30 protein-coding genes are annotated in these 25,707 nt (G+C 35.6%); 18 read left to right on the forward strand and 12 right to left on the reverse strand.

The window, feature by feature from the left end; translation table 11 throughout:
• Positions 1-8: 8 nt before the first annotated feature.
• Genes AC0JIQ_RS08235 through AC0JIQ_RS08245 form a run of 3 tightly spaced genes read right to left on the reverse strand, consistent with a single transcriptional unit; the run spans position 9 to position 2,663 of the window.
• Positions 9-1,157, reverse strand: coding sequence for a beta family protein (locus AC0JIQ_RS08235; protein ID WP_474201328.1), 1,149 nt, complete (start codon positions 1,155-1,157; stop codon positions 9-11).
• Positions 1,158-1,171: 14 nt separating this feature from the next.
• A complete protein-coding gene (locus AC0JIQ_RS08240; RefSeq protein WP_474201329.1) occupies positions 1,172-2,398 on the reverse strand; it encodes an ImmA/IrrE family metallo-endopeptidase in 1,227 nt (408 codons plus the stop codon).
• Positions 2,391-2,663, reverse strand: coding sequence for a hypothetical protein (locus tag AC0JIQ_RS08245; RefSeq protein WP_474201330.1), 273 nt, complete (start codon positions 2,661-2,663; stop codon positions 2,391-2,393). Before AC0JIQ_RS08245 ends, AC0JIQ_RS08240 begins: the two co-directional genes overlap by 8 nt.
• A 215-nt stretch (positions 2,664-2,878) precedes the next feature.
• Between AC0JIQ_RS08245 and AC0JIQ_RS08250 the strand changes: the two genes are divergently transcribed.
• From AC0JIQ_RS08250 to AC0JIQ_RS08270, 5 genes are all read left to right on the forward strand, one after another.
• Positions 2,879-3,076: a hypothetical protein gene (locus AC0JIQ_RS08250; RefSeq protein WP_474201331.1), complete on the forward strand. Its 198-nt coding sequence runs from the start codon at positions 2,879-2,881 to the stop codon at positions 3,074-3,076.
• Positions 3,077-3,245: 169 nt separating this feature from the next.
• Positions 3,246-3,566, forward strand: a complete 321-nt coding sequence (locus AC0JIQ_RS08255) for a hypothetical protein (protein ID WP_474203241.1) — start codon at positions 3,246-3,248, stop codon at positions 3,564-3,566.
• Positions 3,567-3,576: 10 nt separating this feature from the next.
• Complete coding sequence (locus AC0JIQ_RS08260) at positions 3,577-4,647, forward strand: ATP-binding protein (RefSeq protein WP_474201332.1); 1,071 nt, start codon at positions 3,577-3,579, stop codon at positions 4,645-4,647.
• A 139-nt stretch (positions 4,648-4,786) separates the two neighbouring features.
• On the forward strand, positions 4,787-5,014 hold the full coding sequence (locus AC0JIQ_RS08265) for a hypothetical protein (protein WP_005216111.1): 228 nt from the start codon (positions 4,787-4,789) through the stop codon (positions 5,012-5,014).
• 8 nt (positions 5,015-5,022) lie between these two features.
• Entirely contained in the window at positions 5,023-6,147 is a 1,125-nt protein-coding gene (locus tag AC0JIQ_RS08270) for a phage integrase Arm DNA-binding domain-containing protein (RefSeq protein WP_474201333.1), read from the forward strand.
• 227 nt (positions 6,148-6,374) lie between these two features.
• Here the strand turns inward: AC0JIQ_RS08270 and AC0JIQ_RS08275 are convergent, their stop codons facing one another.
• From AC0JIQ_RS08275 to AC0JIQ_RS08290, 4 genes are all read right to left on the reverse strand, one after another.
• Entirely contained in the window at positions 6,375-7,517 is a 1,143-nt protein-coding gene (locus AC0JIQ_RS08275) for a ribonuclease D (RefSeq protein WP_474201334.1), read from the reverse strand.
• Between the two features lie 279 nt (positions 7,518-7,796).
• Complete coding sequence (gene recR, locus AC0JIQ_RS08280; protein ID WP_474201335.1) at positions 7,797-8,393, reverse strand: recombination mediator RecR; 597 nt, start codon at positions 8,391-8,393, stop codon at positions 7,797-7,799.
• A gap of 66 nt (positions 8,394-8,459) precedes the next feature.
• Entirely contained in the window at positions 8,460-8,789 is a 330-nt protein-coding gene (locus AC0JIQ_RS08285) for a YbaB/EbfC family nucleoid-associated protein (RefSeq protein ID WP_004662103.1), read from the reverse strand.
• A gap of 12 nt (positions 8,790-8,801) precedes the next feature.
• Positions 8,802-9,989 (reverse strand): O-succinylhomoserine sulfhydrylase, encoded by a 1,188-nt coding sequence (locus AC0JIQ_RS08290; protein ID WP_004662102.1) that lies wholly within the window; start codon positions 9,987-9,989, stop codon positions 8,802-8,804.
• A 134-nt stretch (positions 9,990-10,123) separates the two neighbouring features.
• Between AC0JIQ_RS08290 and AC0JIQ_RS08295 the strand changes: the two genes are divergently transcribed.
• Both AC0JIQ_RS08295 and AC0JIQ_RS08300 read left to right on the forward strand, forming a co-directional pair.
• Positions 10,124-11,209 carry an alpha/beta fold hydrolase gene (locus AC0JIQ_RS08295; RefSeq protein WP_250749072.1) on the forward strand — a complete coding sequence of 362 codons (1,086 nt, stop codon included), beginning with the start codon at positions 10,124-10,126 and terminating at the stop codon, positions 11,207-11,209.
• A 3-nt stretch (positions 11,210-11,212) separates the two neighbouring features.
• Positions 11,213-12,085 (forward strand): NAD(P)-dependent oxidoreductase, encoded by an 873-nt coding sequence (locus tag AC0JIQ_RS08300; protein WP_474201336.1) that lies wholly within the window; start codon positions 11,213-11,215, stop codon positions 12,083-12,085.
• 133 nt (positions 12,086-12,218) lie between these two features.
• On the opposite strand, the gene AC0JIQ_RS08305 is transcribed toward AC0JIQ_RS08300, so the two are convergent.
• Positions 12,219-12,857: a hypothetical protein gene (locus AC0JIQ_RS08305; protein WP_004662098.1), complete on the reverse strand. Its 639-nt coding sequence runs from the start codon at positions 12,855-12,857 to the stop codon at positions 12,219-12,221.
• 366 nt (positions 12,858-13,223) lie between these two features.
• On the opposite strand from AC0JIQ_RS08305, the gene AC0JIQ_RS08310 reads away from it, so the two are divergent.
• The 4 genes from AC0JIQ_RS08310 (at position 13,224) to AC0JIQ_RS08325 (ending at position 16,618) form a co-directional block, all read left to right on the forward strand.
• Positions 13,224-14,174, forward strand: coding sequence for a metal-dependent hydrolase (locus AC0JIQ_RS08310; RefSeq protein WP_474201337.1), 951 nt, complete (start codon positions 13,224-13,226; stop codon positions 14,172-14,174).
• 321 nt (positions 14,175-14,495) lie between these two features.
• The gene (locus AC0JIQ_RS08315; RefSeq protein WP_241336390.1) at positions 14,496-14,765 is read left to right on the forward strand and encodes a YARHG domain-containing protein; all 270 of its coding nucleotides are present in this window, start codon (positions 14,496-14,498) and stop codon (positions 14,763-14,765) included.
• An 87-nt stretch (positions 14,766-14,852) separates the two neighbouring features.
• Entirely contained in the window at positions 14,853-15,266 is a 414-nt protein-coding gene (locus AC0JIQ_RS08320) for an HIT family protein (RefSeq protein WP_050039783.1), read from the forward strand.
• 251 nt (positions 15,267-15,517) lie between these two features.
• The gene (locus AC0JIQ_RS08325) at positions 15,518-16,618 is read left to right on the forward strand and encodes a porin (protein WP_474201338.1); all 1,101 of its coding nucleotides are present in this window, start codon (positions 15,518-15,520) and stop codon (positions 16,616-16,618) included.
• Between the two features lie 59 nt (positions 16,619-16,677).
• Here the strand turns inward: AC0JIQ_RS08325 and AC0JIQ_RS08330 are convergent, their stop codons facing one another.
• Complete coding sequence (locus AC0JIQ_RS08330; RefSeq protein ID WP_474201339.1) at positions 16,678-17,307, reverse strand: YidB family protein; 630 nt, start codon at positions 17,305-17,307, stop codon at positions 16,678-16,680.
• Between the two features lie 158 nt (positions 17,308-17,465).
• Positions 17,466-17,927 (reverse strand): DUF6231 family protein, encoded by a 462-nt coding sequence (locus AC0JIQ_RS08335; protein ID WP_004662088.1) that lies wholly within the window; start codon positions 17,925-17,927, stop codon positions 17,466-17,468.
• A 38-nt stretch (positions 17,928-17,965) separates the two neighbouring features.
• On the opposite strand from AC0JIQ_RS08335, the gene AC0JIQ_RS08340 reads away from it, so the two are divergent.
• Entirely contained in the window at positions 17,966-18,835 is an 870-nt protein-coding gene (locus tag AC0JIQ_RS08340; protein WP_087537094.1) for a DUF2797 domain-containing protein, read from the forward strand.
• Between the two features lie 32 nt (positions 18,836-18,867).
• Here AC0JIQ_RS08340 and lpxB read toward each other — a convergent pair whose 3' ends face one another.
• Positions 18,868-20,052 carry a lipid-A-disaccharide synthase gene (gene lpxB, locus AC0JIQ_RS08345; RefSeq protein WP_474201340.1) on the reverse strand — a complete coding sequence of 395 codons (1,185 nt, stop codon included), beginning with the start codon at positions 20,050-20,052 and terminating at the stop codon, positions 18,868-18,870.
• A gap of 247 nt (positions 20,053-20,299) precedes the next feature.
• On the opposite strand from lpxB, the gene AC0JIQ_RS08350 reads away from it, so the two are divergent.
• The 5 genes from AC0JIQ_RS08350 to AC0JIQ_RS08370 all read left to right on the forward strand — a co-directional run bounded on the left by AC0JIQ_RS08350 (position 20,300) and on the right by AC0JIQ_RS08370 (position 24,775).
• On the forward strand, positions 20,300-20,593 hold the full coding sequence (locus tag AC0JIQ_RS08350; protein ID WP_269237949.1) for a hypothetical protein: 294 nt from the start codon (positions 20,300-20,302) through the stop codon (positions 20,591-20,593).
• A gap of 2 nt (positions 20,594-20,595) precedes the next feature.
• A complete protein-coding gene (locus AC0JIQ_RS08355) occupies positions 20,596-22,152 on the forward strand; it encodes a PepSY-associated TM helix domain-containing protein (RefSeq protein ID WP_474201341.1) in 1,557 nt (518 codons plus the stop codon).
• On the forward strand, positions 22,149-22,436 hold the full coding sequence (locus AC0JIQ_RS08360; protein WP_474201342.1) for a DUF1634 domain-containing protein: 288 nt from the start codon (positions 22,149-22,151) through the stop codon (positions 22,434-22,436). The genes AC0JIQ_RS08355 and AC0JIQ_RS08360 overlap by 4 nt, the downstream gene beginning before the upstream one ends.
• Positions 22,437-22,679: 243 nt before the next feature.
• Positions 22,680-23,567: a sulfite exporter TauE/SafE family protein gene (locus AC0JIQ_RS08365; RefSeq protein ID WP_474203242.1), complete on the forward strand. Its 888-nt coding sequence runs from the start codon at positions 22,680-22,682 to the stop codon at positions 23,565-23,567.
• Between the two features lie 116 nt (positions 23,568-23,683).
• Positions 23,684-24,775 (forward strand): 3-deoxy-7-phosphoheptulonate synthase, encoded by a 1,092-nt coding sequence (locus AC0JIQ_RS08370; protein ID WP_004662080.1) that lies wholly within the window; start codon positions 23,684-23,686, stop codon positions 24,773-24,775.
• A 26-nt stretch (positions 24,776-24,801) separates the two neighbouring features.
• Here the strand turns inward: AC0JIQ_RS08370 and AC0JIQ_RS08375 are convergent, their stop codons facing one another.
• A complete protein-coding gene (locus tag AC0JIQ_RS08375; protein ID WP_287691418.1) occupies positions 24,802-25,101 on the reverse strand; it encodes a hypothetical protein in 300 nt (99 codons plus the stop codon).
• Between the two features lie 92 nt (positions 25,102-25,193).
• Here AC0JIQ_RS08375 and AC0JIQ_RS08380 point away from each other — a divergent pair, with 92 nt between their 5' ends.
• Positions 25,194-25,694: a hypothetical protein gene (locus AC0JIQ_RS08380; RefSeq protein ID WP_005216086.1), complete on the forward strand. Its 501-nt coding sequence runs from the start codon at positions 25,194-25,196 to the stop codon at positions 25,692-25,694.
• Positions 25,695-25,707 lie beyond the last annotated feature (13 nt).

Raw genomic sequence — 25,707 nt, forward strand, 5'->3', positions numbered from 1 at the left:
TTCATTTTTTAAACTTTTAAATATTTTACTGAGCCAAGTGTAATTTCATAAGTTTGAATTTCATCTAAACAATAAACTACATGGTGGCATGTATCATTTACAATCCATTCTGGATGCCCACCATTAAACTTTTTCTCAGAGCATAATTTTATTCTTTTATCACCAAAACTATATGTTTCCCCCATATAGTGTCTTGATTCAACAACTTTTTTTGCTAAACCCCAAATTTGCTTTTCTTTATTTTTTCCTTCACCTTTTACCATATGTCCCCTGACAATATAGAAGGCTTTATCTATGGTGTATCTAATCTTCGCATTCGCATTACCACCTATTCCTGCAGGCCCCTCTGCAGATTCTGCTGGTTTCACACCATAATCACCATAAATAATATTTAATTGGTCGTAGGTTCTTTTTATATATTGCCATGAGCTCATTTCTTTTCTTGGGAGAATATTAGTTTGATCTTTTGCAGCTGCTTTATCAATTGTTGTAGGCATAGAACATCCAGCAGTAATAAATTTGCTATAACCATTTTTGGATAACAATTTAATAATATGTTCAAAATCATCTAAAACAGTATCTTCATCTGTATTGAAGAGTGAACCAGCATCAATCAAAATAACAACTTTATCTTTAGATAGAACTAGATCTTTAAGAATTAAATCTACATTATCTAAAAAATAACTTGGGTCTTCACTATCCTCAATCGCTGTTTTATCTAATCTAAAACAATAAAATGGGGCTGTATCAAAATGAACAGTTTTATAAAATTGTTTATAGGTCTCATTTTCCCAACGGTCATAACCTATGACAGGAATAACTTTTACATTATTCTCAATTAATGAATGAATAATTTTTGAAATAACGAGCTCACCTGTTTCGATAGTGCTATTCGGTTCCCATCGATAATTATCAATTAATGCATATTTGTTCGATAGCACGCCTGCTAAATTATCACAGATTTCATCTAGTTGATCTTCAATAAGTGCTGTTGAGGATTCTAGCCTTTTTGGGATTTTATCTTTAGTAGGATCCTTCACTAATGGGAAATCCATTAGTGGAATAACACCGTCCAGCTGATCATCTTCAACTAATTGCTTTAACGCAGTAATTTCACTTGGTAAAGCCTTTAAGATAGGCATATAAGAAAAATTCATAATCATTGATCTCACTATATTTGGTCAAACAATTTTTCAAACAACACCCTGACTTCACCCTGTCCGATATACTTGTGAAATAAGGTATAATTTCCTAAATCCTTTCTTAAACGCCCAGCTATGATTGCTGGATGTATTCTCAACTCCTTTGCAAGGATTTCAATATTTTCGTTACTTGGTTCAATATATGCCCTTGATCTCCTCCATATTCCTCTAGGGATAAATGCTTCTGAAGCTAGCCTGTTTGCTTCCGCTTCTCTACGATCTTCAGATGAAACATCTAAATCGTCCATGAAAGCATCCTCGGAATCTAGATGCTTCCAAACATGAATAACCTCGTGTAACAATGTAAACCAAAAATTATCAAGCCGATCATAACGCAGTGTTAAACCGATAATTGGTGTACCATCCTTATCCTTTAAAGCAGCGCCATCTAATAATGTGCCTTTGAGATGAGGCTCTATAATTAAAATGATTCCTTTTTCATTCAACCATTGTCTTGCTAATAAGGGACCTTCATTAAATCGACTTAGTTGTGCAAGCTCTCTTATTGACGATAAATCTAAACTGTCTATATTAAATTTAGGAAAATTATCCGATTTAATGGTTCTTGCTTCATTTATTATTCTAGCTAACCAAGCATAAAGTGCATATTTTGATGTGACAGATTCAGCCTCTCCTGACAATGATCTTCTAAATGATGCCGTACCAAAACTAAGACCTGCTTGCTCAATATAATGCTTTACACTATTTTCAACAATACTTGAGTTTCCTTTTTCAATTATATTTACCCATCCTCGCTTAAGCATTTCTTTAAGTGGGAATTTTTTCCAATCAAAATTATCATCAGTTGAGGATGAATATAAATCACTTTCATTTAAACCTATTAATGTTTCAACTGAAATTCCTAATCCCAAAGAAAGGTTCTTAATCATATCTACGGTAAGATTCCTCTTACCGTTCAGAACTTCCGATACTCGGCTACTAGTACCAAAGTAAGGTATTAAATCAGCTTGCTTTAAGTTTTTTTCATGCATCCTAAATTTAATAGCATCAATTGGATTTGGTTGTTCAATAGGAAATGCTTTACTTTCGTAATCCTCGATTAAAACCGCAAGTAAATCTAATTTATCACTTTCAGGTGATCCTATTTTTGGTTCCAAAGATATTAGAGACTGTATTTCATTCAGATATGCTTCATATTGAGCATTTGAACGAATAACTTTTAACTCTTCAAACATGATCTCTAACCCTTATTTCCATAACTACAGCAATTGATTGGGTAAAATTAATATTCAGTAAAATTGAATGCATTTGATCTTTTAAATGAAATTCAAAAACCCCTTTAGACACTTCTTTCGCACTTAAAGGATATTGATTTAAAACTTGTTCGGAGCATTTCCATTTAGCGTGCTTAACTTCAGCTACCCAACTGCATAACCAAGACTGAATTTCATTATTCAAAGATTTTAAGATAAGAAGCTTACCTTGCCCGATTAAACGCATGACTTTACTTTCTTCCCAATTTGGTAAAAATATAACACAATTAAAATAAATACCAAATTGGGAATTACATTAATTGATTAAATTTTCGCACACCAACTAAAATTAGGCAAACCTATTGACATATTAATTAGGCATACCTAATATTAATATACAACAAATAAAAAAGCACCCCTGCCTTCGAACTCATGGGTGCTTTGCAACAATGCGAGATAAGTATGAAACAAAAACCTATACACAGTCAAACGTCAAAACGTTTAAATCAACATCCTACTGCTGCTGATCTCCATGTCAGTACGCTTGAAATCATCAAAGCCAATCTAAAAGATGCGCTAAAACTATTCCCTATTCTATTGATAGTTTTACTGCTTTGGGCTGTCCTCACCTTTGCCGTTTTCGGCATGTTTGGAGGATAAGCACATGAAACATTTATCAACTGCTCATCGTAAAACTAAACCTTATACACCATCACATATAAGCAAAAAACAACCGACAAGTTATGGCGTACAACGTCTTGAAAGCCCTGTAAATACTGGGGTTTCAGCATCATATCAACAGGATATAACCAGTAAAATGGAGCCTGTCATGCAAACTAAAAGCTATAACACCCCATTCGCAGAATTCATTAAACGAGATGATTCTGGACGCTATCAGGTTCGCTTAGGGCCACAAACGTTCTCAACCAACTACAAGTTGACTGACATCCGTATCGAGTCAGCACAAGGCAGCTTACCTGCAAGCGATCAGCTACTCAAAGCCAAACCATGGATTGTTCGTAACCTCAAAGAAATCGTGACTAAACAACGTAAAAAAGAACGTGCAGAAATGTTTTCAAAAGAATGCTTCCAACGCACACCATATAGCGCAAATCAACGTATTGCATACCACAACGCAAAGTCGAATTAAGGATTAGATCATGACAGTATTCTTTAAAAAGGCTGAGCGTAAAAATGCAAAATTACGCTTGGCGATTGCTGGCCCTACAGGTTCAGGAAAAACATTTACAGCCTTATTACTTGCCAAAGGTATTGGCGGTCGTATCGCTGTAGCTGACACAGAAAATAGTAGTGCTGAACTCTACGATGATTTGGTTGAATTTGAACATGCCAACATTCAACCACCCTACACACCTGAAAAATTTATCTCAGTGATTAAAGCGGCTGAGAATGCAGGCTTTGATACTTTAATTTTAGACAGCATCACACATGAATGGTCTGGTGTCGGCGGCTGTTTGGAAATGGTTGATCATCTGGCATCTACTTTATTTAAAAACAATTCATGGGGTGCTTGGAGCCAAGTCACACCACAACATCGTAAGTTTATCGATGCAATGCTTCAATCCAGTATCAATATTATCGTAACCATGCGCTCAAAAATGGAAACCATTCAAACCAATAATAATGGCAAAAAGAAAGTCGAAAAAATTGGGATGAAAGCAGAACAGCGTGATGGCATCGAATATGAGTTCTCTACCGTACTGGATCTGACACATGACAATATTGCGGTTGCGACAAAAGACCGTACTCGCCTGTTTTTAGAACCACGCCAATTAAATGAAAGTGACGGCGTTCTACTCAGACAATGGTTGCTGTCTGGATCTGCCAACGCATGTATCAATGGAAATCAATATTTAGAGCTTGAGCATTTAATGCAACAAGCAGGCATTGATATAGAAAAATATTGCAGTAAACGTGGATTTAATAGTCTGCATGATGTTCAACAACAAAAGTTTGATGAGACCTGCGCGGGTATTCAAGCCATTATTGAGCGAAACAAACAAGCACATCAGGCAAATGAACAACAGTTACAGACTGAATCCGATTCGCGCTTAGAGAATGACTACAAACTTGCTCTGCAAGATATTCAGAAAGCACCAAACATTAATGCGCTCAATAGACCTGCTGAATATTTCAGAGGATCGAAATACGAACAAAATATTTTAAATGCCTGCCAAGCAAAGTCAGACATGGAGGGATGGTCAGCATGAGATTTAAGTATTCCACCCTCACCCGAACACTCACTGTGTTCGGGAGCAACATGACTCATATTTATGACAACGTGAATGAGTCGGAAGTGACAGATCTGGTGGCCAATGCCAAGTTTAAAGAATCGATTTGGAGAAATTGATGTCTTGTTTAATTCGAGTATCTGAATTCATAAAACGGGTTTATGGTAGCCAAGAAGATGGTGCGACTCCCCCGACACCTCAAACGATTACACGTCTATGTAGATTAGGTGAATTACCCGCTGAATTGCATGGTGAAAAAGGTAAAAGAGGTACATGGTACATCAACTGGGAAGCTTACCAGAAACGAACTGGCAATGATCTGGTTGACCGCGTGCTTGAGAGCTAAAATAAAATATGACTAGACCACGTGCTAAAAGAAACAAAGACCTGCCGCCAAATTTATATAGAAGTGGTAAAAATACTTGGCGATACCGTCACCCTGTAACGGGAAAATTTCATGGGATGGGTGCGGACAAAGCGAAAGCTATATCCGCAGCCCGTAAATTAAATGATCTTTTAATGCCATCTAGCGATCTTGTTTCTAATGTGATTGGTGAAGTGACTTTTGGAGAGTTTGCAAAGAAATTTTTAAGTGAGAAACGTCGAAAAGACGGTAGACCACTTTCAGCAAATTCGATTAAAAGTTATAAAAATAGCCTTAATCGGTGCACAAAGTGGGATGGTGTAGCTCTTTCATCAATTACGTTGTTCATGGTGAATGAGCTACTTGATAGTATTCCTGCCTCAGTAAGTATCGAAACTCGTAGTTTATTGAGACAGCTTTTTGACTTAGCGATTAGTAAAGGGCTAATAGTCGATAATCCAGCCGCACAAACAATTAAACGTTTGAGAGTTAAACAACGTAAGCGCCATACATTAGAGGGCTTAACAGCTATTCGTAATGTATCCCCTGATTGGCTAAAAAATGCTATTGATTTAGCAATGCTCACAACCCAACGTCGTGTGGATATTGTGAATATGAAATGGACAGATATTTATGATGGCTATTTGCATATTGCACAGGAAAAAACCACAGATGATCCTGAGGATGATTTTGAATTATTAGAGGGTGCAGGTTACGTAAGGATCAAAATTAATGCCGAGTTACAACGTGTTCTTGATCGATGTAAAGATCATGTCGTAAGCCCTTTTATCATTCATAGAGTGCCAAAAGGTAAGATTAAAAATCGAGATCAGGCAAAAGAACATTGGACTAAAATTGAAACTGGGTTTCTTTCAAGGGAATTTTTACTCGCTGTCAAAAAATCAAATCCGTATCCAGAATTAACAGGCAGACAATTACCAAGCTTTCATGAGATCCGTGCTTTGTCTATTCACTTGCATAAAAAAGCAGGTAAATCAGCACAGACTTTGGCAGGTCATGCAACGGAAAAAATGACAGAATTCTATGCTTCTGGACATGAGATTGTATGGAATGATGCCGATGTTGGAATTGATTTACCATTTAAAACCAATTGAAATATCGTAAAAAAAGCCACTCTTGAGTGGCTTTTTAATTGACTAAAATGACAGAATTTAAGCTTGCAAAACTTTCTTATAAGTCGTTGTTTTCTATAATATCTATTATTGCTGTTTTTACCATTATTTTGCACTAAAACACCAATGGTAATTTCAATAAAAACAATAGCTTAAACATATTTCCACGATATATTAACGCAACAGTCGTATTTCACAGCTGAACTATTTTACCTAGCTAACTTCATTTGCGCCGCCAAATATTCAATATCTTGTCGCAGTAATGCAACCAATGGCTTGGTCAAGATATCGTAGCGCCAGCCTAACAAATAACTCGGCAATTCTTGCTCTTCTAAATGGAATACAACATATTCATAAATTGCATTCAGCCATTTCTTACGTAGTAAGACTTCTTTAGGAATGCCAGTTTCAAACACGATTCGATCGATTAAAGCATCAATTTGAGGTGCAACTTCTTTAGAATTATTCTTCACTGGTCTTGCCATTCTTAATGGCCATTCATCTTCAGGCGGTAAAAATTTTAATAAATCTAATATGGTTTTGCCATGTTCACGTACAACGTTTGGACGAATATCTTTAACTTGTGCAAGTTGGAAATTATTACGTGGATTTTTTTCCACCAAATCTAGCATTGTTGTATTTTTGAGGACAAAACTACGCGGTTGATTCATGGCTTTGGTAATTTGCTCACGCCAAATACTGAGCTGCTGTAATTGCATTAACTCACGACGTGAATGGCGATAATTACCAATATCGGTATATAGCTCTGTTAATGGAGTTTCTATCGCAATTTCTTTCGTTAAATTCTGACAATCTTCCAAAACATATTGATAAAGCCCTTTACGCTGTAAATCATGTTTTAATGTATCAGCGAGTTTTGTCAAATATAAGACATCATTTGCGGCATAATTAATTTGCTCTTGGCTTAAAGGGCGTGCCAACCAATCTGAGCGAGTTTGATCTTTATCAATATCAATATTTAGGCATGTTTTTAATGCATTTTGATAGCTTACCTGAAGCCCATGACCAAGAAATGCCATTGCGATCTGCGTATCAAATACATTTTTTAATGGTTTTTGATCTGCATAATGATAAATTAAATCAATATCTTCGCCACAAGCATGAAAGATATTCTGTTGTGCAGTAAAAACTTTCTGCCAGAACTGCTCTAAATCAAGTGCTGCTCCATCTAGTAAAGCAATTTGACCATTACAATTAATCTGGCATACCCCAAGTTTTGGATATAAGGTATCAACCTTAATGAACTCAGTATCAAGTGCGTAGGTAGAACATTGTTCCATTTGAGTGAGGAGAACAGCAAGGTCTTTTTGCTGTTGAATGAACTGAAACATATTTGCTCAAGTAAAATAATAAAAAACACTAGCAATACAACTGTAAAATTACAGTTTTTGCTGAAACGAAACTAAATTAAATCTACAAAGAATAATTTAATCACTATTCCACATGAAAAACATGAAATTACTCCTATTCCATTCATCAAAAACGAAAATCCTTTTCGTTTGCTCATAGTGCCATAAATTAAAACAAATATACCTAAAATAATGTTAGACAAAATGTAAAAGTGAATTATTTGTTTAAATTAATAGCATGAATTTACAATAAATATAAAACTATTTCATCTTCATACGATTATGTACCGCTTGGCTTAACGTATGACTATCAACATACTCTAATTCGCCACCTTGTGGTACGCCTTGTGCGATCCTTGTCATGTGAATTGGCAAATGTTTCGTTGCTTCAACTAAGTAATGTGCTGTCGCTTGACCTTCCACAGTAGCATTAGTTGCTAAAATCACTTCTTCAACCTGTCCTTGGCTTAATCGTTGAATCAAATATGGAATACCAATTTCTTCAGGACCTATTCCATCCAATGGGGACAAATGACCACCAAGTACATGATATTTGCCTCTAAAGCTTCCACTTTGTTCGATTGCCATGACATCAGCTGGAGATTCAACCACACAAAGCAATTGCTCATCTCTTTCTACAGACGCACAAATATCACAAATTTCATTTTCAGTTAATGAATGACAAATATGGCATTCGTGAATATGGCTCGAAGCCTCATGTAATGCATAAGATAATGCAAAAGCACCTTCACGATTTTTCATCAACAAATGCAATGCCATCCGCTGTGCAGATTTTGGACCAACGCTTGGTAAAATACGCAATGCTTGAACTAGCTGTTCAAATCGTTCACTAAACACAGATCAACTCTATTATTTATAAAAAAGATTCTCTAAGCCTCACAAAAAGACTTAGAGACTTTTGGCTTAGAATAAACCAGATAAACCCGGTGGTAAGCCCATACCTGAATTTGCACCTTGAAGCTTTTCTTCTGAAATAGCTTCGGCTTGACGTGCTGCATCATTCATCGCAGCAGCAATCAGATCTTCAATCATATCAGCTTCATCTTGTAATAAGTCTGGGCTAATTTCGATACGCTTAACGACATTACGGCAAGTCATAGTTACTTTAACCAAACCACCGCCAGCTTCAGCATGAACTTCAGTATTAGCAAGCTCTTCTTTGGCTTTTTTAAGATTTGATTCCATATCTTTTTGCATGCGCTGAGCTTGCTGCATGAGCATATTAATGTTCATAAGTTTCTCTCGTTAAATTAAATCTAAACCGCGTGATAAGTCGCGAATAATATCATTAATATCTTCTAAACCAACAGAGACACGAATTAAGCCTTCTTCAATTCCTGCAGCCTGTTTGGCTTCAGCCGACATTCTACCATGTGAGGTCGTTGCTGGATGTGTAATTGTTGACTTAACATCGCCTAAATTACTGGTAATTGATAAGAAGCGCGTATTATCAATAACCGTCCACGCACCTTCACGTTCGCCTCTTACGACAAAAGATACAACACCGCCAAAACCTTTTTGCTGTTTTTTGGCTAATTCATGTCCAGGATGATCTGTTAAACCAGCGTAATACACTTTTTCAACCTTTTCATGTTGGTGTAACCACTCCGCAAGTATTTGTGCATTTTCACAATGCGCTTTCATACGAATACTCAGAGTTTCTAAACCTTTTAAGAAAATCCATGCATTAAATGGGCTCATTGAATTACCCAAAGTACGGATTACACCATTAACTTCTTCAAGTAAATCGTTTTTGCCAACAACTGCACCCCCTAATGCACGCCCCTGACCATCAATATATTTTGTTGCTGAATAAAGTACTAAATCAGCACCGAACTTAATCGGTTGTTGCAATACTGGCGTACAAAAACAGTTATCTACAGCAAATAATGCGCCATTGGCATGAGCAATATCTGCAATTGCTTGCATATCACCAACCTGTGCCAAAGGATTCGAGGGTGTTTCAATAAAGAGAATACGTGTATTTGGACGAATCGCTTGTTTCCAGCCTTCAAGATCATCCAAATCGACAAAAGTCACTTCTACAGCAAATTTAGCAACATATTTTTCAAATAAAGCAATGATTGAACCGAATACTGCGCGAGAACAAATCACATGATCGCCAGCTTTTAAATATGCCATACACATAGCATGTACAGCCGCCATACCAGAACTTGTCGCAACGGCACGCTCTGCACCATCTAGTATTGCTAAACGTTTTTCAAAGGCTTGCACTGTTGGGTTGGTATAACGTGAGTATGTATTTCCTGCGATTTGCCCAGAAAATTTTGCGGCAGCATCTGCGGCGCTTTCGCAAACAAACGAAGATGTTAAAAAGATAGGTTCACTATGTTCCCCTTCAAAGGTACGATCATGCCCTGTGCGAATAGCCAGTGTTTCAAGTTGATATTCTAAATCATCGCTTGGATTCATCGTTTTGTATGCCTTATGATCAGGTGTTTAAATATGCCAACATTTTGAGCGCCTAATGTATTTAAGGTCAAGGCGTAAGATGAAATTATCGCTTAGACTTCGTGCAATCTTGACTCATGATGAGATTTTCAAAGATGAAATCACTTGTAGAACAGCAAAAAATAAATTTTAAACATCTGGCTATGCGTGTCTTCGATGCAGATAGGCTTGTGTTGTCACAGTCGACACCTTATCAAGTGATTGCCGAATTTAAACAAACTCGTGTTCGTTTTTATGCTTCTGAAAACAAACGTTACAAAGAACCATTGGTATTTACAGCTCCTCTTGCCATCAACATGGATATTTATGATCTATATCCATACCGCTCTTTGATTAAACATTTTCAAGAAAGTGGTTTTGATGTTTATCTAATTGACTGGGGTAAGTTGACTTACAAGAACTACCAAGTGAATTTCTTATCTTTTATCGATAAATTTATTCCACGTTGTATTGAAGCGATTCAAAAGCATTCTAAATCTGAAAAAATCTCTTTGCATGGTTGGAGTATGGCTGGAATTTTTGTCACACTTTACACCGCTCGGCATAAGCCAAATGCGGTTAAAAATTTAATTGTTTTAGGTAGTCCGATTGATAGTTATGCATCGGGTTATATCGGGAAATTATATAAAACACTGGCATATATTACGACGCGTAACCCAACCATCAAAGATTATGTCTATAACCGTTTACCTAAATTGATGATTCATTCACCTGGTTTTTTAAACTCATTAGGTTTTAAATTGTTAGATCCTAAGGGCTGGATTGATGGCAATATTCAATTGCTCAAAAATCTTGATAACCTCAAACTGGTGCAAGAAGACGCAACACTCAGCCATTTCCTAAATAATATGATTGATTACCCGGGGGGGATCAACCAAGACATGTTGTTTAATGTTTGGATGCAAAATCCATTAAAAAATGGTGCAATCACATTAAAGAATAAAACCATTGAGCTTAAAAACATTGAATGTTCATTGTTAGTTGGTGCAGGTAAAAGCGATCAACTTGTTACTTCTGAGGCAGCTTTTCCTTTAACACAGTTGACAAATAGTCAAGATGTCACGTTTACTTTGATACCTGGCGGGCACTTAGGTTTAATGTCTAGTCAAAACAGTTCAATTGAGTTCTGGCCAACACTGACAACTTGGTTAACAGAACGCTCAACTCCAATAAAAAGGTAAACTATGACTCAATCTGTTGCATTCATCGGTTTAGGTGCTATGGGCTATCGCATGGCTGCGCATTTACCCAAGTATTTCGAAAAAGTTTACGTTTGGAATCGTAACTTTGATAAAGCTAAGCAACATGCAACAGAATTTGGCACTTTGGCGGTTGAACTTGCTGAAGCGGTTCAGGCAGATGTTATCTTTTCGTGTTTACCGACCAGTGATGACGTTGAAACATTAATTGATGGTGTGAATATTAAATCAGGTGCAATCTGGATTGATTGCACCAGTGGTGTTCCTGAGGCAGCGCGCCGTCTAGCAGAACGATTAAAAATACAAAATATCGATTTTCTCGATGCGCCTGTCAGCGGACAAACCATTGGTGCAGAAAATGCAACACTTACGGTTATGGTGGGTGGCGACATTCATGCTTTTGAACGTGCTTATCCTGCGATGGCAGCAGTCGGAAAGCTCATTCAACACGTAGGTGATTCGGGTGCAGGATTTGCCGTTAAAGCAATTAATAACATGTTACTGGCAGTCAATTTATGGTCGGTTGCAGAGGGGTTTAGTACACTCAAAGCGCATGGCGTAAACCTAAATGCAGCTTTGAATTGTATTAATGCTTCTAGTGGCAAAAGTATGGTCACAGAAACTATTTTTCCACAACGAGTTCTCAGCCGCGAATTCCCTGTAACTTTTGCATTGCCTTTGCTTGCAAAAGACACTGGTATTGCGTTGAATTTAGTGCATGAGGCAAAACTTCCAGCACCTATCCTCGCCTTAACCCAGAGTTTGATTCAAGCAGCAAACCTTACTGCAGAACCCAATAGCGACTTTTCTTCTGCTGTCAAAATGTATGAAGAGTGGACCAAGATTACACTTAAATAATCAATGGTCGAAAATCTATGATTTTCAATAATTAAAATCAAACGCTATTATTAATAAATTTAAAATAAAATATAAATTAAAAATCACTTTATTATAAATAAAGTGATTTTTATAAATTTAAAACAAATTATTGTCAAGATAATGGGATTATTTCGCCTTGAGCTGGAGCAGTATCAGAGCCTTTACCAGCAGTACCTTTATCTGCTAAAAATCTAAATTCAGCTGTTCCCTTTTCAGTTGAAATTGTACCACCAATTGTATATAACTGCAGGTCACCACTGACTGAATAATCATTATGACGATTATCAACTTTAAAATCTAATTCAACATGAGATTGGCTTTTTGCTATTTCAAACATCTTTTCGATAATAGTTGAAATCTGACTATCACTTAAGCCACTCTCTTGCATCTTTTTATAAGTCTTATCGTATGATGCAGATGCTCCAGCACTCCAAAATGACCAAATACTTAAATTAGCACTTGCATGAGTCTTTTCAAACTCTTCAATTTTAGTCTTTGTTGAGGCATTTACCATGCTTAAAACCATCTCATTTAGTTTTCTTACATCTTCTGATGTAATTGCCATAACACTGATTTTTGCTTTTATTGTACCTTTAGAATGAGCTGGTATCGTATAACTTAATCCTGTAAAGGAACCAGTGCCTTGAGCTTTTACACTAAAACCAGTTGAACTCGATGGATTATCTGAAGCAGTTAATGATAATGTTGAGCCTTCAGGAAATTGAATTGATATTTGTGATTCAGTTAACATTTTTAATTATCCATATTATAATTAGGAGAAAGCAGTATAAATATTAATATGGAAAATAAAATACTTGAAATTTGGTATTTTAAAATAAAATTAATTTAACCTATCTTAATAATTAAAAAATCAATAATAAAATCAAAGTTAAATCAAAATATATAAAAATAATTATAGTTAATAATTTAAATTTGTATTTATTGTTAAAAAATGACGATTTGTTTAGAACAACTCACTAAATAAAATTATCTAATTTTTATCATTAAATCTAAAAACATAGAGTTTTTTGTCCCCAAACAACATGGTGATCTGTGTTGCTGAGTGCTAAAAATTGTTTAATCAACTTAATTAGTAACTACATATTGGGTAACGTGTATGATCATGGAAAATCACCAAATTAAAGCTAGAAAAGTGCATTTCGATTTTTCCGAATCATCAGTCTGTTGGATGCCTAATGATCCGCTATGTTCACACATCGCTAACGGTATAAATATGCTTCTTCCTGTAGGTGAATTTTGGTTTTGTAGAGTGTTTAACAAAGCCCTACCATATATTAAAGATCCGAAATTAAAAGATGATGTGACTGGATTTATTCGTCAAGAGGCTGCTCATGCCCGCGCACATGAAAAAGTACAAGACTTTCTTAAAGAAAATGGTTATGACATTCAAGATTCATTAAATCGTGCCCACCTAATTTTCAACGTTTTGTTAGGTGATAAACCTTTAGGTATTCCCTTTATAAAAGGTGAAAAACTTGATGAATATTGGTTGTTGTTCCGTGTAGGTGTAATTGCCGCCATTGAGCATTTTACAGGTACAATTGGACAGTGGACACTTGAAAGTAAATCTTGGGATAAAGCAGATCCTGCGATGAGTGATTTATTCCGTTGGCATCTTGCAGAAGAAGTTGAGCATCGTTGTGTAGCTTACGACCTATTTGAACATTTATCATCAAATAAACTTGGTTTTTATGTCTCACGGCAAGTCATTATGTTAGCGATTTTCCCGCTCTTTATTTATTTTCTAGCAGACTTCGCTCGTAATCTTGGAAAACAAGATCTAGATCATCAAGATATGCAGAAGTTGATGCGTCGAGGATTTTTTACTTTTATTCGGAAATTTGAAGAAACTGCAACGAAAACAGATCATCTACCCACCATAAAATACTTATTTAAAGCGGCCTTACGGTGGGTATCACCACAGTTTAATCCTATTCATGAGGGGAATACAGAACAAGCCTTAGCCTATATAGCACACTCCCCAGCAGTAAAATTTTTTGAAAACGTAGCACAGCAAAAATCATTTAAAGTTTCTACATTTAGTTGACACAAAACGATGATACAGCGCCACTCCTCGGAGTGGTTATTATTTATTTTAAATTTCAATAAGTTTGATAATTATAAGCTATACAATTTCTATATCATATTTTCTAAACTTATCGTTATATCTTCAAAAATTTGAATACGAACTAGCAATAACATCGTTTTATGAATGAATTATGGATAAAAATTACACTCCAATAATACAGTTTCATTGAAATTTCATTGATAAACCGTATATTAGTAGTTGAACTTAAGTCAAATCGTGAAAATAGACATATTTTCTTAATTTATTTGAGTTCGTGCCTTTTAACTAGAGGAATACCTCATGAATAAGTTTACGGTTGCAGTTTTTGCTGGATTGGTAAGCCTTACAGGTTTTAACCTTCAAGCAGCTACACCAGAACAAGAATGTAAAAAGTTGCAAGATGACTATAACCTCATCTATGCATCTAAAGGATTTTGTTTTAAAGATGCAGATGCCAAGGCTAAATATGGTAATGAAAACTGCCATACAACAAAGCCTAAATTTTCTGACAGAGAGCAACAACGCTTAGATGAAATTAAAGAGCGTCAAAAAGAATTAAATTGCAAATAAAAGCCTTATTTTTAAGTCTTAGCAGTTTGTTTTCTATTTTTGTCTGAAAAGCAAAACTTCTCATCTCATTATATTAAAGGACTAATCATGGCGTACGATGACCAAAATATTTTCGCAAGAATCTTACGAGGCGAACTACCTGCAATCAAAATCTATGAAGATGATCAGGTTCTCGCTTTTATGGATATTATGCCTCAAGCAGATGGTCATGCTTTAGTTATTCCTAAAACACCTGCTGTTACTTTGATGGATTTACCTGCTGATGCAGCAGCCTATACGATTCAAATTGTTCAAAAGATAGCTAAAGCAATTGAAACCGCTTTAGATGCTAAAGGGATCGTACTAATGCAACTTTCAGGAGCTGCAGCTGGGCAAACAGTTCCACATGTGCACTTTCATTTGATTCCTAGCTCAGTTCATGAACTTGGTCGTCATGCAGCACAAATGGGTGATCAGGAAAAGATTAAAGCCTTTGCTGAAAAGATTAAAGCAGTGCTGTAAGCAAAAAATTATCTAAATGATGGGGCTTTTCGCCCCATTTTTATTTATTAAATATATAAAAATCAAGAACAAATATAATTATTACTAAATATGAATCGTCATCAAACTGTCATTTTTCTTTCACTTATCTGTCACAAAGTTTGCCGATACTGCATACAAGTCAGTGAGCTGTGTAACTTTATGTACACAAGCAAGCTTATAACAGTAACTAAGGCATCAGCCATTTACAAAAAGTGTTTGGAGAAATCTCAATGAAAAAATTGCTTCTTGCTGCTACTGTAGCAACTTTAGCCATGAATGCAGCGCAAGCAGCACCTACATTGTATGGTAAGCTCAATGTGACTTTAGATCAAATCGACAAGAATGGCTTTAAAGATGAAAGCGTAACAAAAATTAACTCAAATGCCTCTCGTCTTGGTGTGAAAGGCGAAGAAAAGTTAACGAATACCCTTTCAGCTGTTTACTTAGCAGAATGGCAATTAAATGCTGACAGTGAAGATAAAGATGGCAAAGAATTAACACAACGTAATCGTTTTATTGGTCTTAAATCTGATGGTGTTGCAACATTAAAAATTGGTAAATTTGATTCTTACTTTAAAACAGCTGCTGGTAATAACCAAGATATTTTCAATGACCACAATGATCTTGATATGACAGCTGTATTAGCAGGTGAAGATCGTCTAAACAATGTTATCGGTTTTGAAACTGATAAAAAATTATTGGCTGGTTTAGCATTTAACATTATGTTCCAACAAGGTGAACAGAATGAAACTACTAAAGATAAAGACGGTAAAACGATACCTCTAGATAACTCTGCAAGTGGTCAAAAAGGTAGTCGTAATGGATTCGGTGATGGTGTTTCAACGTCTCTAACTTACGAAAATAAAGATATTGGTTTAAATGCAGCTGTTGCAGGTAACTTTGCAGTTGCATCAAAGTATAATGCTTATGGCTTATCTGGTGTATATACAGATGCAGTACGTGTAACTGGCTCACTTGATTTATCTCAAGTAGGTGCTGAAGGTTTAGTATTCGGTGGTTTATGGCAAACTGCGAAACCTACAGATGATACACTTGTAGGCTACAAAGGCTTAAAAGAAAACGCTTTCGGTGTAACTGCTGCATATATCATTCCTTCTACACCAGTGAAGTTAAAAGCAGAATATATCTCTGCGAAAACAGAAGTTGATGGTCTTGAAGATCGTAAAAATGATTTATACGGTGTAGGTGCTGATTACAATATCAATAAACAAGCTCGTTTCTACGGTGTTGTTGCTCAACAAAAAATTGACTGGCAGAAAGACAATAACAAGAAAACTGTTATTGGTTTAGGTATGGAATATAACTTCTAATCAGAAGTTTATTTCAAATATTAAATAAAAGGGCGTTTCGCCCTTTTATTTTTATATACTTATCTTTTTAAAAAACCACTCACCAAATTCAATACTTGTTGAATATCTTGATTTTCTTCTTGGGGATTGGTATTACTTCCTTGCGGAGTCAAAGAATCAATCACTTGAGGTAATACAGACGCAATCGCACTGTAAATTTCTTGCTTTGGCGCTTGTGATTGTTGAGCAACCTGTTCGATATCTTGATCATCAAATAAGCTTTGAATATTTTGGGTTGGAACATCTTGAGCATTTACTTGTTGAGGATCGACCCAGCTCTGTACCTGATTGGATAAACCTGTACTTTTTAGCTTATCTAATGCCCCTTGTAAGCCCCCCTGTTTTTGAATCCAAGCAAGAACCAACGGCAATACGGCTATTAATAATGTTTGGGCTGTGTTCCCCCCACTAGTATTACTATTTGTCTGAGATGTATTGTTATTCGTACTACCTAACTGACCCAAAACTGAACCTAGGATTCCACCTAAACCACTTTGCGGCTGATTTTGATTATTTTGTTGTTGACCACTAAGTTTCCCTAAAACAGAGCCTAAAATTCCACCTAAACCACCACTATTTTGCCCAGATTGTTGCTGACCGCCTAAAGCCTGTTTCGCTAAAATCTCTACGATATTTGTCAAATCTGTCATGATTTTAATATTCCAATTAGAATTATTTATTCGAAAAGCATACGCTGCTTTTCAGCATGAAAACAAAGTTAAAGTGTTAAAATTTGCAAGAACATTTAATCAGTTTATTATTATTTTATAACTGCGGCTTATTCAGAGCCGCAGTCAAGCCTAAGAAATCACCAACGAAATTTATTCCAATTTTCTGGATTTGCCCAAAATTTAGAGTTAAACCAATCAGGAACATGTTTATAAGTTAAAATATTGAATTGCCATAGAGCAAAATCACTATCATGAGTAGTCTTATCAATAAGTTGAGTAAAACCTAGTGAACGTAATAGCTTTTCATCGTTTCGTTTACTAACAACAACAATCCTTTTTGCCATTAAGTCGCGTAACTTCACTAAAAGCTGCGCTTTATGTGTTTCAGTGATGTTTTGCATTTGCTCTGTATCAAATAATACAAAACCTAAATCATAACGTTGTGTAAATGGCAGATTTAAAAAGTCAGTTACGTTAAAATGATGCCATTGAATTTCAGCATTTTGATCAATTTGCTGACCTATACAAAGTGCAGTATGAATGGGCTGTTCTTTAGATAAATCGTCTAGCATAGAAGTGATGACATTTTGTTCAGCCATAACTGCAACCCTTGATTGAGAAAGATGAGAGTTTATTGATGGAACTACAAGGCATTTGTCACAAAATGCACGCAGCGCTCAAAACGCATAGTGTAACTGATCAACCAACCAGCAAGGCAAATGTTGAATATAAATTTATATTAGATCGTTCAGAAACTGATCTACCCTTCGTATTAGGTCAAGAATTAGAAATTGAATGGACTGGAAATATTTTTTGTACTTCGTGTGGTGCAAAAACTCCAAAATCATATTCCCAAGGTCACTGTTTCAAGTGCTTCAAGACCAAAGCTGAATGTGATCTTTGTATTATGAAACCTGAGACTTGCCATTATCACCTTGGAACTTGTCGTGAAGATGAATTTGCACATAAGGTTTGTTTCCAACCTCATATTGTATATCTAGCCAATTCAAGCGCACTAAAAATTGGAATTACTCGTATCGTTAATATGCCGACTCGATGGTTAGATCAAGGTGCAACCCAAGCTTTGCCCATTTTAAAAGTTGGTTCACGCCGCTTATCTGGTCATTTAGAAACTTTATTTGGTACACAAATTGCCGATAAGACGGATTGGCGTAAGCTCCTTAAAGGTGAAGCTGAACCATTGAATTTAATTGAGCAACGTGACCAGATTTTGGAAGAATTTGCACCAAAAATTCAAACGATTCGAGATGAGTTTAGCCAAAACTTAGAATTCAATGAAGAACTTGAATTTTTAGAACATGAATTGCCTAAAGAATTTATTTACCCAGTTGAACAATATCCAGAAAAAATTAAGTCCTTAAATTTGGATAAAACACCCAAAATTCGTGGTGTTTTACATGGCATTAAGGGGCAATATTTATTACTCGATATTGGTGTCATCAATATTCGTAAATACACAGGCTATGAAATGATTCTAAGAGCGTAAATGATAAGGTGGCATTTGAAATGCCACCTTTTTTAACTTAATTTGTTTTTTAAACAATTCAGAATTGCATCAACAGGATTTTCAGTATCTCCTGAGATTAATTGTTTATGCATACTTAGATGTTGCATCATCTGAATATGTGCTGTTTCATTATCCATTAATTTTTCAATTTCAGAAGCAAGGTGTTCTGGTGTTGCATCAGCTTGAATTAATTCTTGAATGACTTTTTTACCTGCAATGATATTAGGTAAAGAGTAGTATGGAATCTTAACAAGAAACTTAGCAATCATATAAGTTAGCCAATGCAACTTATAAAAAGTCACCATTGGGCGATGCAATAACATCGCTTCAAGCGTCGCAGTTCCTGATGCTAGTGCGACAATATCACTCGCATTCATGACCATGCGACCTATTTTAGATTCAGCATCCGTATTTTCTAAAATATAAATTTTAGATTTTAAAGTTACATCTAAATTTTGAATACCATGTTCAATTTGTTGTCTTCGAGCATCATTGATTGCTGGAATCAGAAACTCTAGTTCAGGATATTTCTTATGTAGTATTTCCGCAGCCCCAATTAACAAAGGCAATAGTCTGTCAATTTCACCTCTTCGACTTCCTGGTAATAAAGCAACATGCATTTCATGTGCAGATAGACCAAGCTGATGCTTTGCTTCTACAATTGGATTTTTTAAAGGTAATTGTTTGGCTAGTGGATGCCCAACAAAAGCTGCTGGAACATCGTAATTTTCATAAAATGTTTTTTCAAATGGGAATAAACACAACACTAAATCAATACTACGTTTAATGCCATGTACACGTCCTTGACGCCATGCCCAAACAGATGGACTTACGTATTGAACTGTTTTAATTGGTAAATTCTTTTCTTTTATTGTTTTAGAAAGACGTAAATTGAAATCAGGTGCATCAATTCCAATAAAAATATCCACTGGATGTTCAGTCCAACGTTCAACTAGACCATCACGTACAGCAAATAACTTCTTTATATCTTTCAAAACCTCCACAATGCCCATTACTGATAAAATTTCCATTGGATAATAACTATGGAAACCCTCAGCAATCATTTGTGGACCACCAATACCTTCAAATTCAGCATCAATTCCTTGTTCGCGAAAACTGCGCATGAATTTCACTCCTAGAGTATCTCCAGAAACTTCTCCCACCACGATACCAATTTTTAGTTTTTGCTTTAACAAGACCAATGCCCCACTGAAATATTTGAATGATTCTAACAAAATGATTTTACATCGAATCATAATAAGCTATCCAATTTGTTCAAGATTAGTGAATATGATTTTTGATCTAAAATTCCATTCATTAATTTAAAAATTATCTTGATTAACGATAGTTAAATGATTGCGAGTTTACTTTCAATTTATTAATATTAACAATAATCATTTTCATTTGATATTTATTCTCCTATTGGCTAGTTAAAAATCATTTATGGCAAAATCAACATCACTTACGCTCATCTATCGCCTAAGTATTTTTTACCGCTTTACCTTGAGTTTTAGTGTTGGTTACGTCTGCATGATGTATTTGAGCTTATGTCTGACTGCATTATTTCTTCATTCATTCGCTAAAGCTGAAGCCATTTATTTGGCTGCCTTTATTTCAATAATTTTTTATTTACTATTCATCATTGTTAGTTTCTGCACGAATTCTTTGTTAAAACTTACTTGGATTAGCTTGATTTTGGCAGGTACTTTATTCGGCTTATCTGTAGGTTTAAGTTAATAATGCAAAACAAAAGTGTACGCCAATCTATGGCATGGCTACATGCATGGACGGGTTTAATTTTTGGATGGCTTTTATTTGCCATTTTTCTGATGGGAACGAGTGCCTATTATCGTCATCAGATTAATTTATGGATGCAGCCTCAACTATCGCATTATCAAATTAATCAAGTAACGGCTATTCAAACAGCAACAGAGTATTTAGAAAAAAACGCAGCTGATGCTAAATCTTGGTATATCAAAGTTGCAAATAAAGAAGAACCTGTCAATAAAATTTATTGGGAAAAAAGTATAGGTGGTTATGAAAGCCGAGACTTGGATGCAAATACTGGTCAAGAACTTAAACTTTCTGCAACACAAGGCGGTGACTTTTTTTATAATTTCCACTTTCAGCTGTACGGATTACCTGTCCTTATTGGACGCCTAATCGTTTGTATCGCAGCTTTTATTATGTTGATTGCATTGGTTTCGGGCATTATTACCCATAAAAAAATCTTTACGGATTTCTTTACGTTGAGAACTTTTAAATCACAACGCTCTTGGCTCGATTTTCATAATGTTTGCTCTGTACTTGCTCTTCCCTTTTTCTTGACGATTACTTTTACTGGTTTAGCTATTTTCTTTTACTTATATTTACCGTGGGGTATGAAACAATTATATCCTGAAAAGCCATTTCAATATTTCACGGAGATCAAAACGATCTCTCAAACAACCAATATCGATTCTCCCCCAACCCAAGCAGATATGCAGCCAATCACTGTGTTATTAGAGAAATTACCACAGCAATGGGAAAATGAAGAATTAGCAACGATTGAGGTTAAAAATCCAAATACCAATCAAGCAAAAATCACTTTTAAACAATTAGAAGATCATTCCATTACCTTAAATCAAACACAAATTACCTTAGATGGTTCTGGAAAAATTTTAGGCAACACGAGAAATAATAGTCCTGTAGCAACCTTAAATGCAGGCGTTTATGGTCTACATATGGCTACATTTGCGCAACCACTACTACGATTTGCTTTCTTTTGTTCAGGAATACTAGGTTGTTTGATGATTGCGTCAGGACTACTACTATGGAGTCTGAAGCGCCAAATCCAAAATAAATCTGAGAAGTTTCATCTTGGTTTTTATTTAGTAGATCGTTTAAATGTTGCGACGTTTATTGGCTTACCAATCGCAATGCTAGGCTATCTTTTTTCAAATAGATTGATACATACTACTGAAACCACCCCAAATTATGAAATTTATACTTTTTTTAGTGTGTGGATGCTGAGCTTGATTATAGCCCTGCTAACCCCTAAACAATATTTATGGAAATCGCAAGTTTTCTTTTTCGGTTTGATTGCAGTTGTTTTACCAATATATAACTTAGTGTATCTCATCAATCATCGATTAATTTCAGACCTTTCAAGTTATTGGTTATTTCTGCGTGTTGATTTGTTCCTACTCATTTGTGCTGTATTCGCTATTTTTATTTTTAGAAATATTCAACCTATTCAAGAAAAATCAGCTCAAAAAATTAAAGCAAAATTGGCGCAAAATAAGGTGAAGGCATGATTTTTTTGAGTCTAATTTTGATACTGATTGGAATGACCTTCTTATATAAATGTAGTTCTAAGCAAATCAGCAAAACGAAGCAACTATATCTCATTCGCTATAAAACTCTCTTCAAAATTTTTGCTTACCTCTGCTTTTTAATTTCGGGAAGCCTACTCTGTCTTGAATATGGAAACGCTATAGGATTTGTAAGTTGGTGGCTATTTGCGACACCAATTACATTTCTACTTGTGTTATGGGTTAATGAATTAAAACCTAACAAAAATAAAATTTTAGCAAAGTAGAGAATGTTTAAATCACTCTACTTTTCAATTAATTATTTTATGTCACTTTCATCAAGCTAAGATTTACTCGACGAACACATAGGGGCAAATTAATGAAATCTAGCTGTGTAATTCAGTCAGCTTTTATACTTTAATTGATATTCTTTAGCTTTTTTTTGCATAAGTAAATCACTATTCATCACAACGAGTTATCTAAAAAAAGCATAAGATATGCTGGTTTTTGCATATTTAGGCATATTGATTATGTTTGGTCCTGTTGAATTTATTCTAGCTGGGGTGTTGGTTGGTTTCTGTGTAGGAATCACTGGTGTTGGTGGTGGCTCATTAATGACCCCTATTTTGATTAGTTTATTCAAAATTGAACCTCATATTGCAATCGGTACAGACCTGTTATATGCCTCTATTTCTAAATTTTGCGGTTCAATGGTACATGCTAAAAAACTAAATATTGTATGGCCAATTGTACTTTGGCTTGCACTTGGAAGTATTCCTGCATCTTTTGCTACCTCTTGGGTTTTAGAACATTATTTAAGCCAATCAACACATTATAAAGCTGTGCTGACTATGGTCTTAGGCTTTATGTTGACCTTGACAGGTATCTCGATTGTATTTCGTAGCCAAATTGAAAAGTTCTTTGATCGTTTCCGTAATCGTGAACAAGCAAATATGGAAAGTGAGCAACATGCACTCCAGCATAAACGCTTATATATCGTCATCATGGGCATGGTTTTAGGTATTTTCGTTACCCTATCTTCTGTAGGCGCTGGCGCATTCGGGATAATGGCACTCGTAATTATGTTTCCTAACTTACCGATGATTCGTATTATTGGTTCAGATGTCGTACATGCTGTCTTGTTAACAGCGGTTGCTGGTTTAAGTCATATGTCTTCAGGTAATGTCGACTTTCATTTATTAATGTGGTTACTTATTGGTTCGATTCCTGCAATCATTGTCGGAACTTTAATTAGTTCGCGTATGCCAGAAAGACTTATTCGTAGAATCTTAGGTATTACATTATTTGCCCTTGGTGTTAACTTTATGGTTAATCCAGTTAAGGCAAAACCTAAACCAGTTGAAACCCATAAAGTTGCTGTTGTTCAACAAACAAGCCATTCATCTAGTATGGTTTAATTCTAAAAAGCCGATTGTTTTCCGCAATTTTTGCGAATCGATAGTTAATCAATCGGCTTTTCATGCTATATTCGTAGACAAAATAACCTCTTCTTTCGATTGAATTTGTGACAGCAATGAATACTCTACAGTCAAATCCAGTTTCTCAGCCAGATATCGACGACGTTAATATTAAAAGCATTCAAACCTTAATTACCCCTGCGGAACTGAAAGCTGATCTTCCTTTATCTGAAGCTGCATCTCAAACTGTGTTACAAGGACGTGCAACTGTACGTAATATTTTAGACGGCAATGACAAACGTTTGTTTGTGGTGATTGGACCTTGTTCAATCCATGATGTTAAAGCTGCGAATGAATATGCTGATCGCTTAAAAGAACTAAGTGAAAAAGTAAAAGATACTTTATACCTTGTGATGCGTGTATATTTTGAAAAACCACGTACGACAGTCGGTTGGAAAGGTCTAATCAACGATCCAGATATGAATGACTCTTTCAATATTGAAAAAGGTTTACATATTGGTCGTGGACTTTTACTTGAATTAAATGAAAAAGGTTTGCCATGTGCGACTGAAGCACTTGATCCAAACTCACCACAATATTATCAAGATTTGATTTCTTGGTCTGCGATTGGCGCACGTACTACAGAAAGCCAAACACACCGTGAAATGTCTTCAGGCTTATCATCTCCTGTTGGTTTTAAAAACGGTACAGATGGTGGTTTAACGGTTGCAACCAATGCAATGCAATCGGTTAAGCACGGTCATAGCTTCCTTGGCTTAAATGAAAATGGTCAGGTTGCAATTATCAATACCAATGGTAATCCTTATGCACATGTTGTTTTACGTGGTGGTAATGGTAAACCAAACTATGATGCTTCATCGGTTGCTGATGCAGAGGCTGCTTTAGCTAAAGCAAAAGTAAGTAACAAAATCATGATTGATACTAGTCATGCGAACTCAAATAAAGACCCATACTTACAACCATTGGTTCTCAAAAACATCACAGAGCAAATTCTTGATGGTAATAAATCAATCGTCGGTATCATGGTTGAAAGTCACCTTAAAGGCGGTCGTCAGGATATTCCTGAAAACCTTTGTGATCTGGTATATGGTCAATCTGTGACTGATGGCTGTATCGATTGGGATACAACTGAAAAAGCGCTATTAGAAATGCACGAAGCACTTAAAGATGTTTTACCAAACCGTTAATCTTTAAGTAGATGTAAAGCAGGCTCTCATGAGCCTGTTTTTATTTTTAAATTTTCCATTAAAGTTTCATGACTCACTAGATCTAAAACTACTTTTTCAATATTCGCCTTATTTACGTTTGGGATTACAATTAAATTTTGTTCTATAAAATATTGACTGGAATGCAAATCATCATTTATGGTTTGCATCAAACGAACAGGGTCGTAGAAAACTAATTCATAATTCTTATTTCTATACGTTAATACTAAAATAATCCATCCTTTAGATTCAAATACCCATTCTTCGTCATCGAAAAAATCTGGAAAATTTATACGATAATCTGCCATATATTTGTGTTCTTAAATATTAGATTTGTTTTGAACTGTAACATTTTTTTAATTATACTGCTGCCACATTTCCCCTACGACGTATCGCTGATATGAAGTCCAGTTTTCGTCAACACTTGCTAAAGTGGCGTGCCTCATTCGGTGCGATTACTTTGCTTTGTTTACTCTGGCATATCTTCTTACCAACGATGGTACATACTGGCGTCGTACCTGCACTCTATGCAATGCCTACACATTGCCAAGTCACAGATATTAAAAATAGTTTGATGTTGTCTGAATCTCATTCAAGTCACCATCACGCTATGCATGAAATGCATCATCAACAGCATTTACAATCGACTGCGCATGATCAACTGAGTGACTATGCCAAAGAGGTTTTTGCCCTTGCTAGTCAAATCATGAAGCATTGCCCTTTATGTACACATGGTTTAGATGCTGTTGCAATTATTCCTTTAATTGCATTTATTTTAATCTTTGTACTGGCTTGGTTTAGTCGTGTACGATGCCTATGTTATACGTGGTCAGAAGATCTGCAAATTCCACGTATCTTCTATATTTTTCCAATTAAACAAGCACCACCGCTCGCTCTATAAAAATGCTTTTTTA

The organism is Acinetobacter sp. FB, assembly GCF_056033405.1.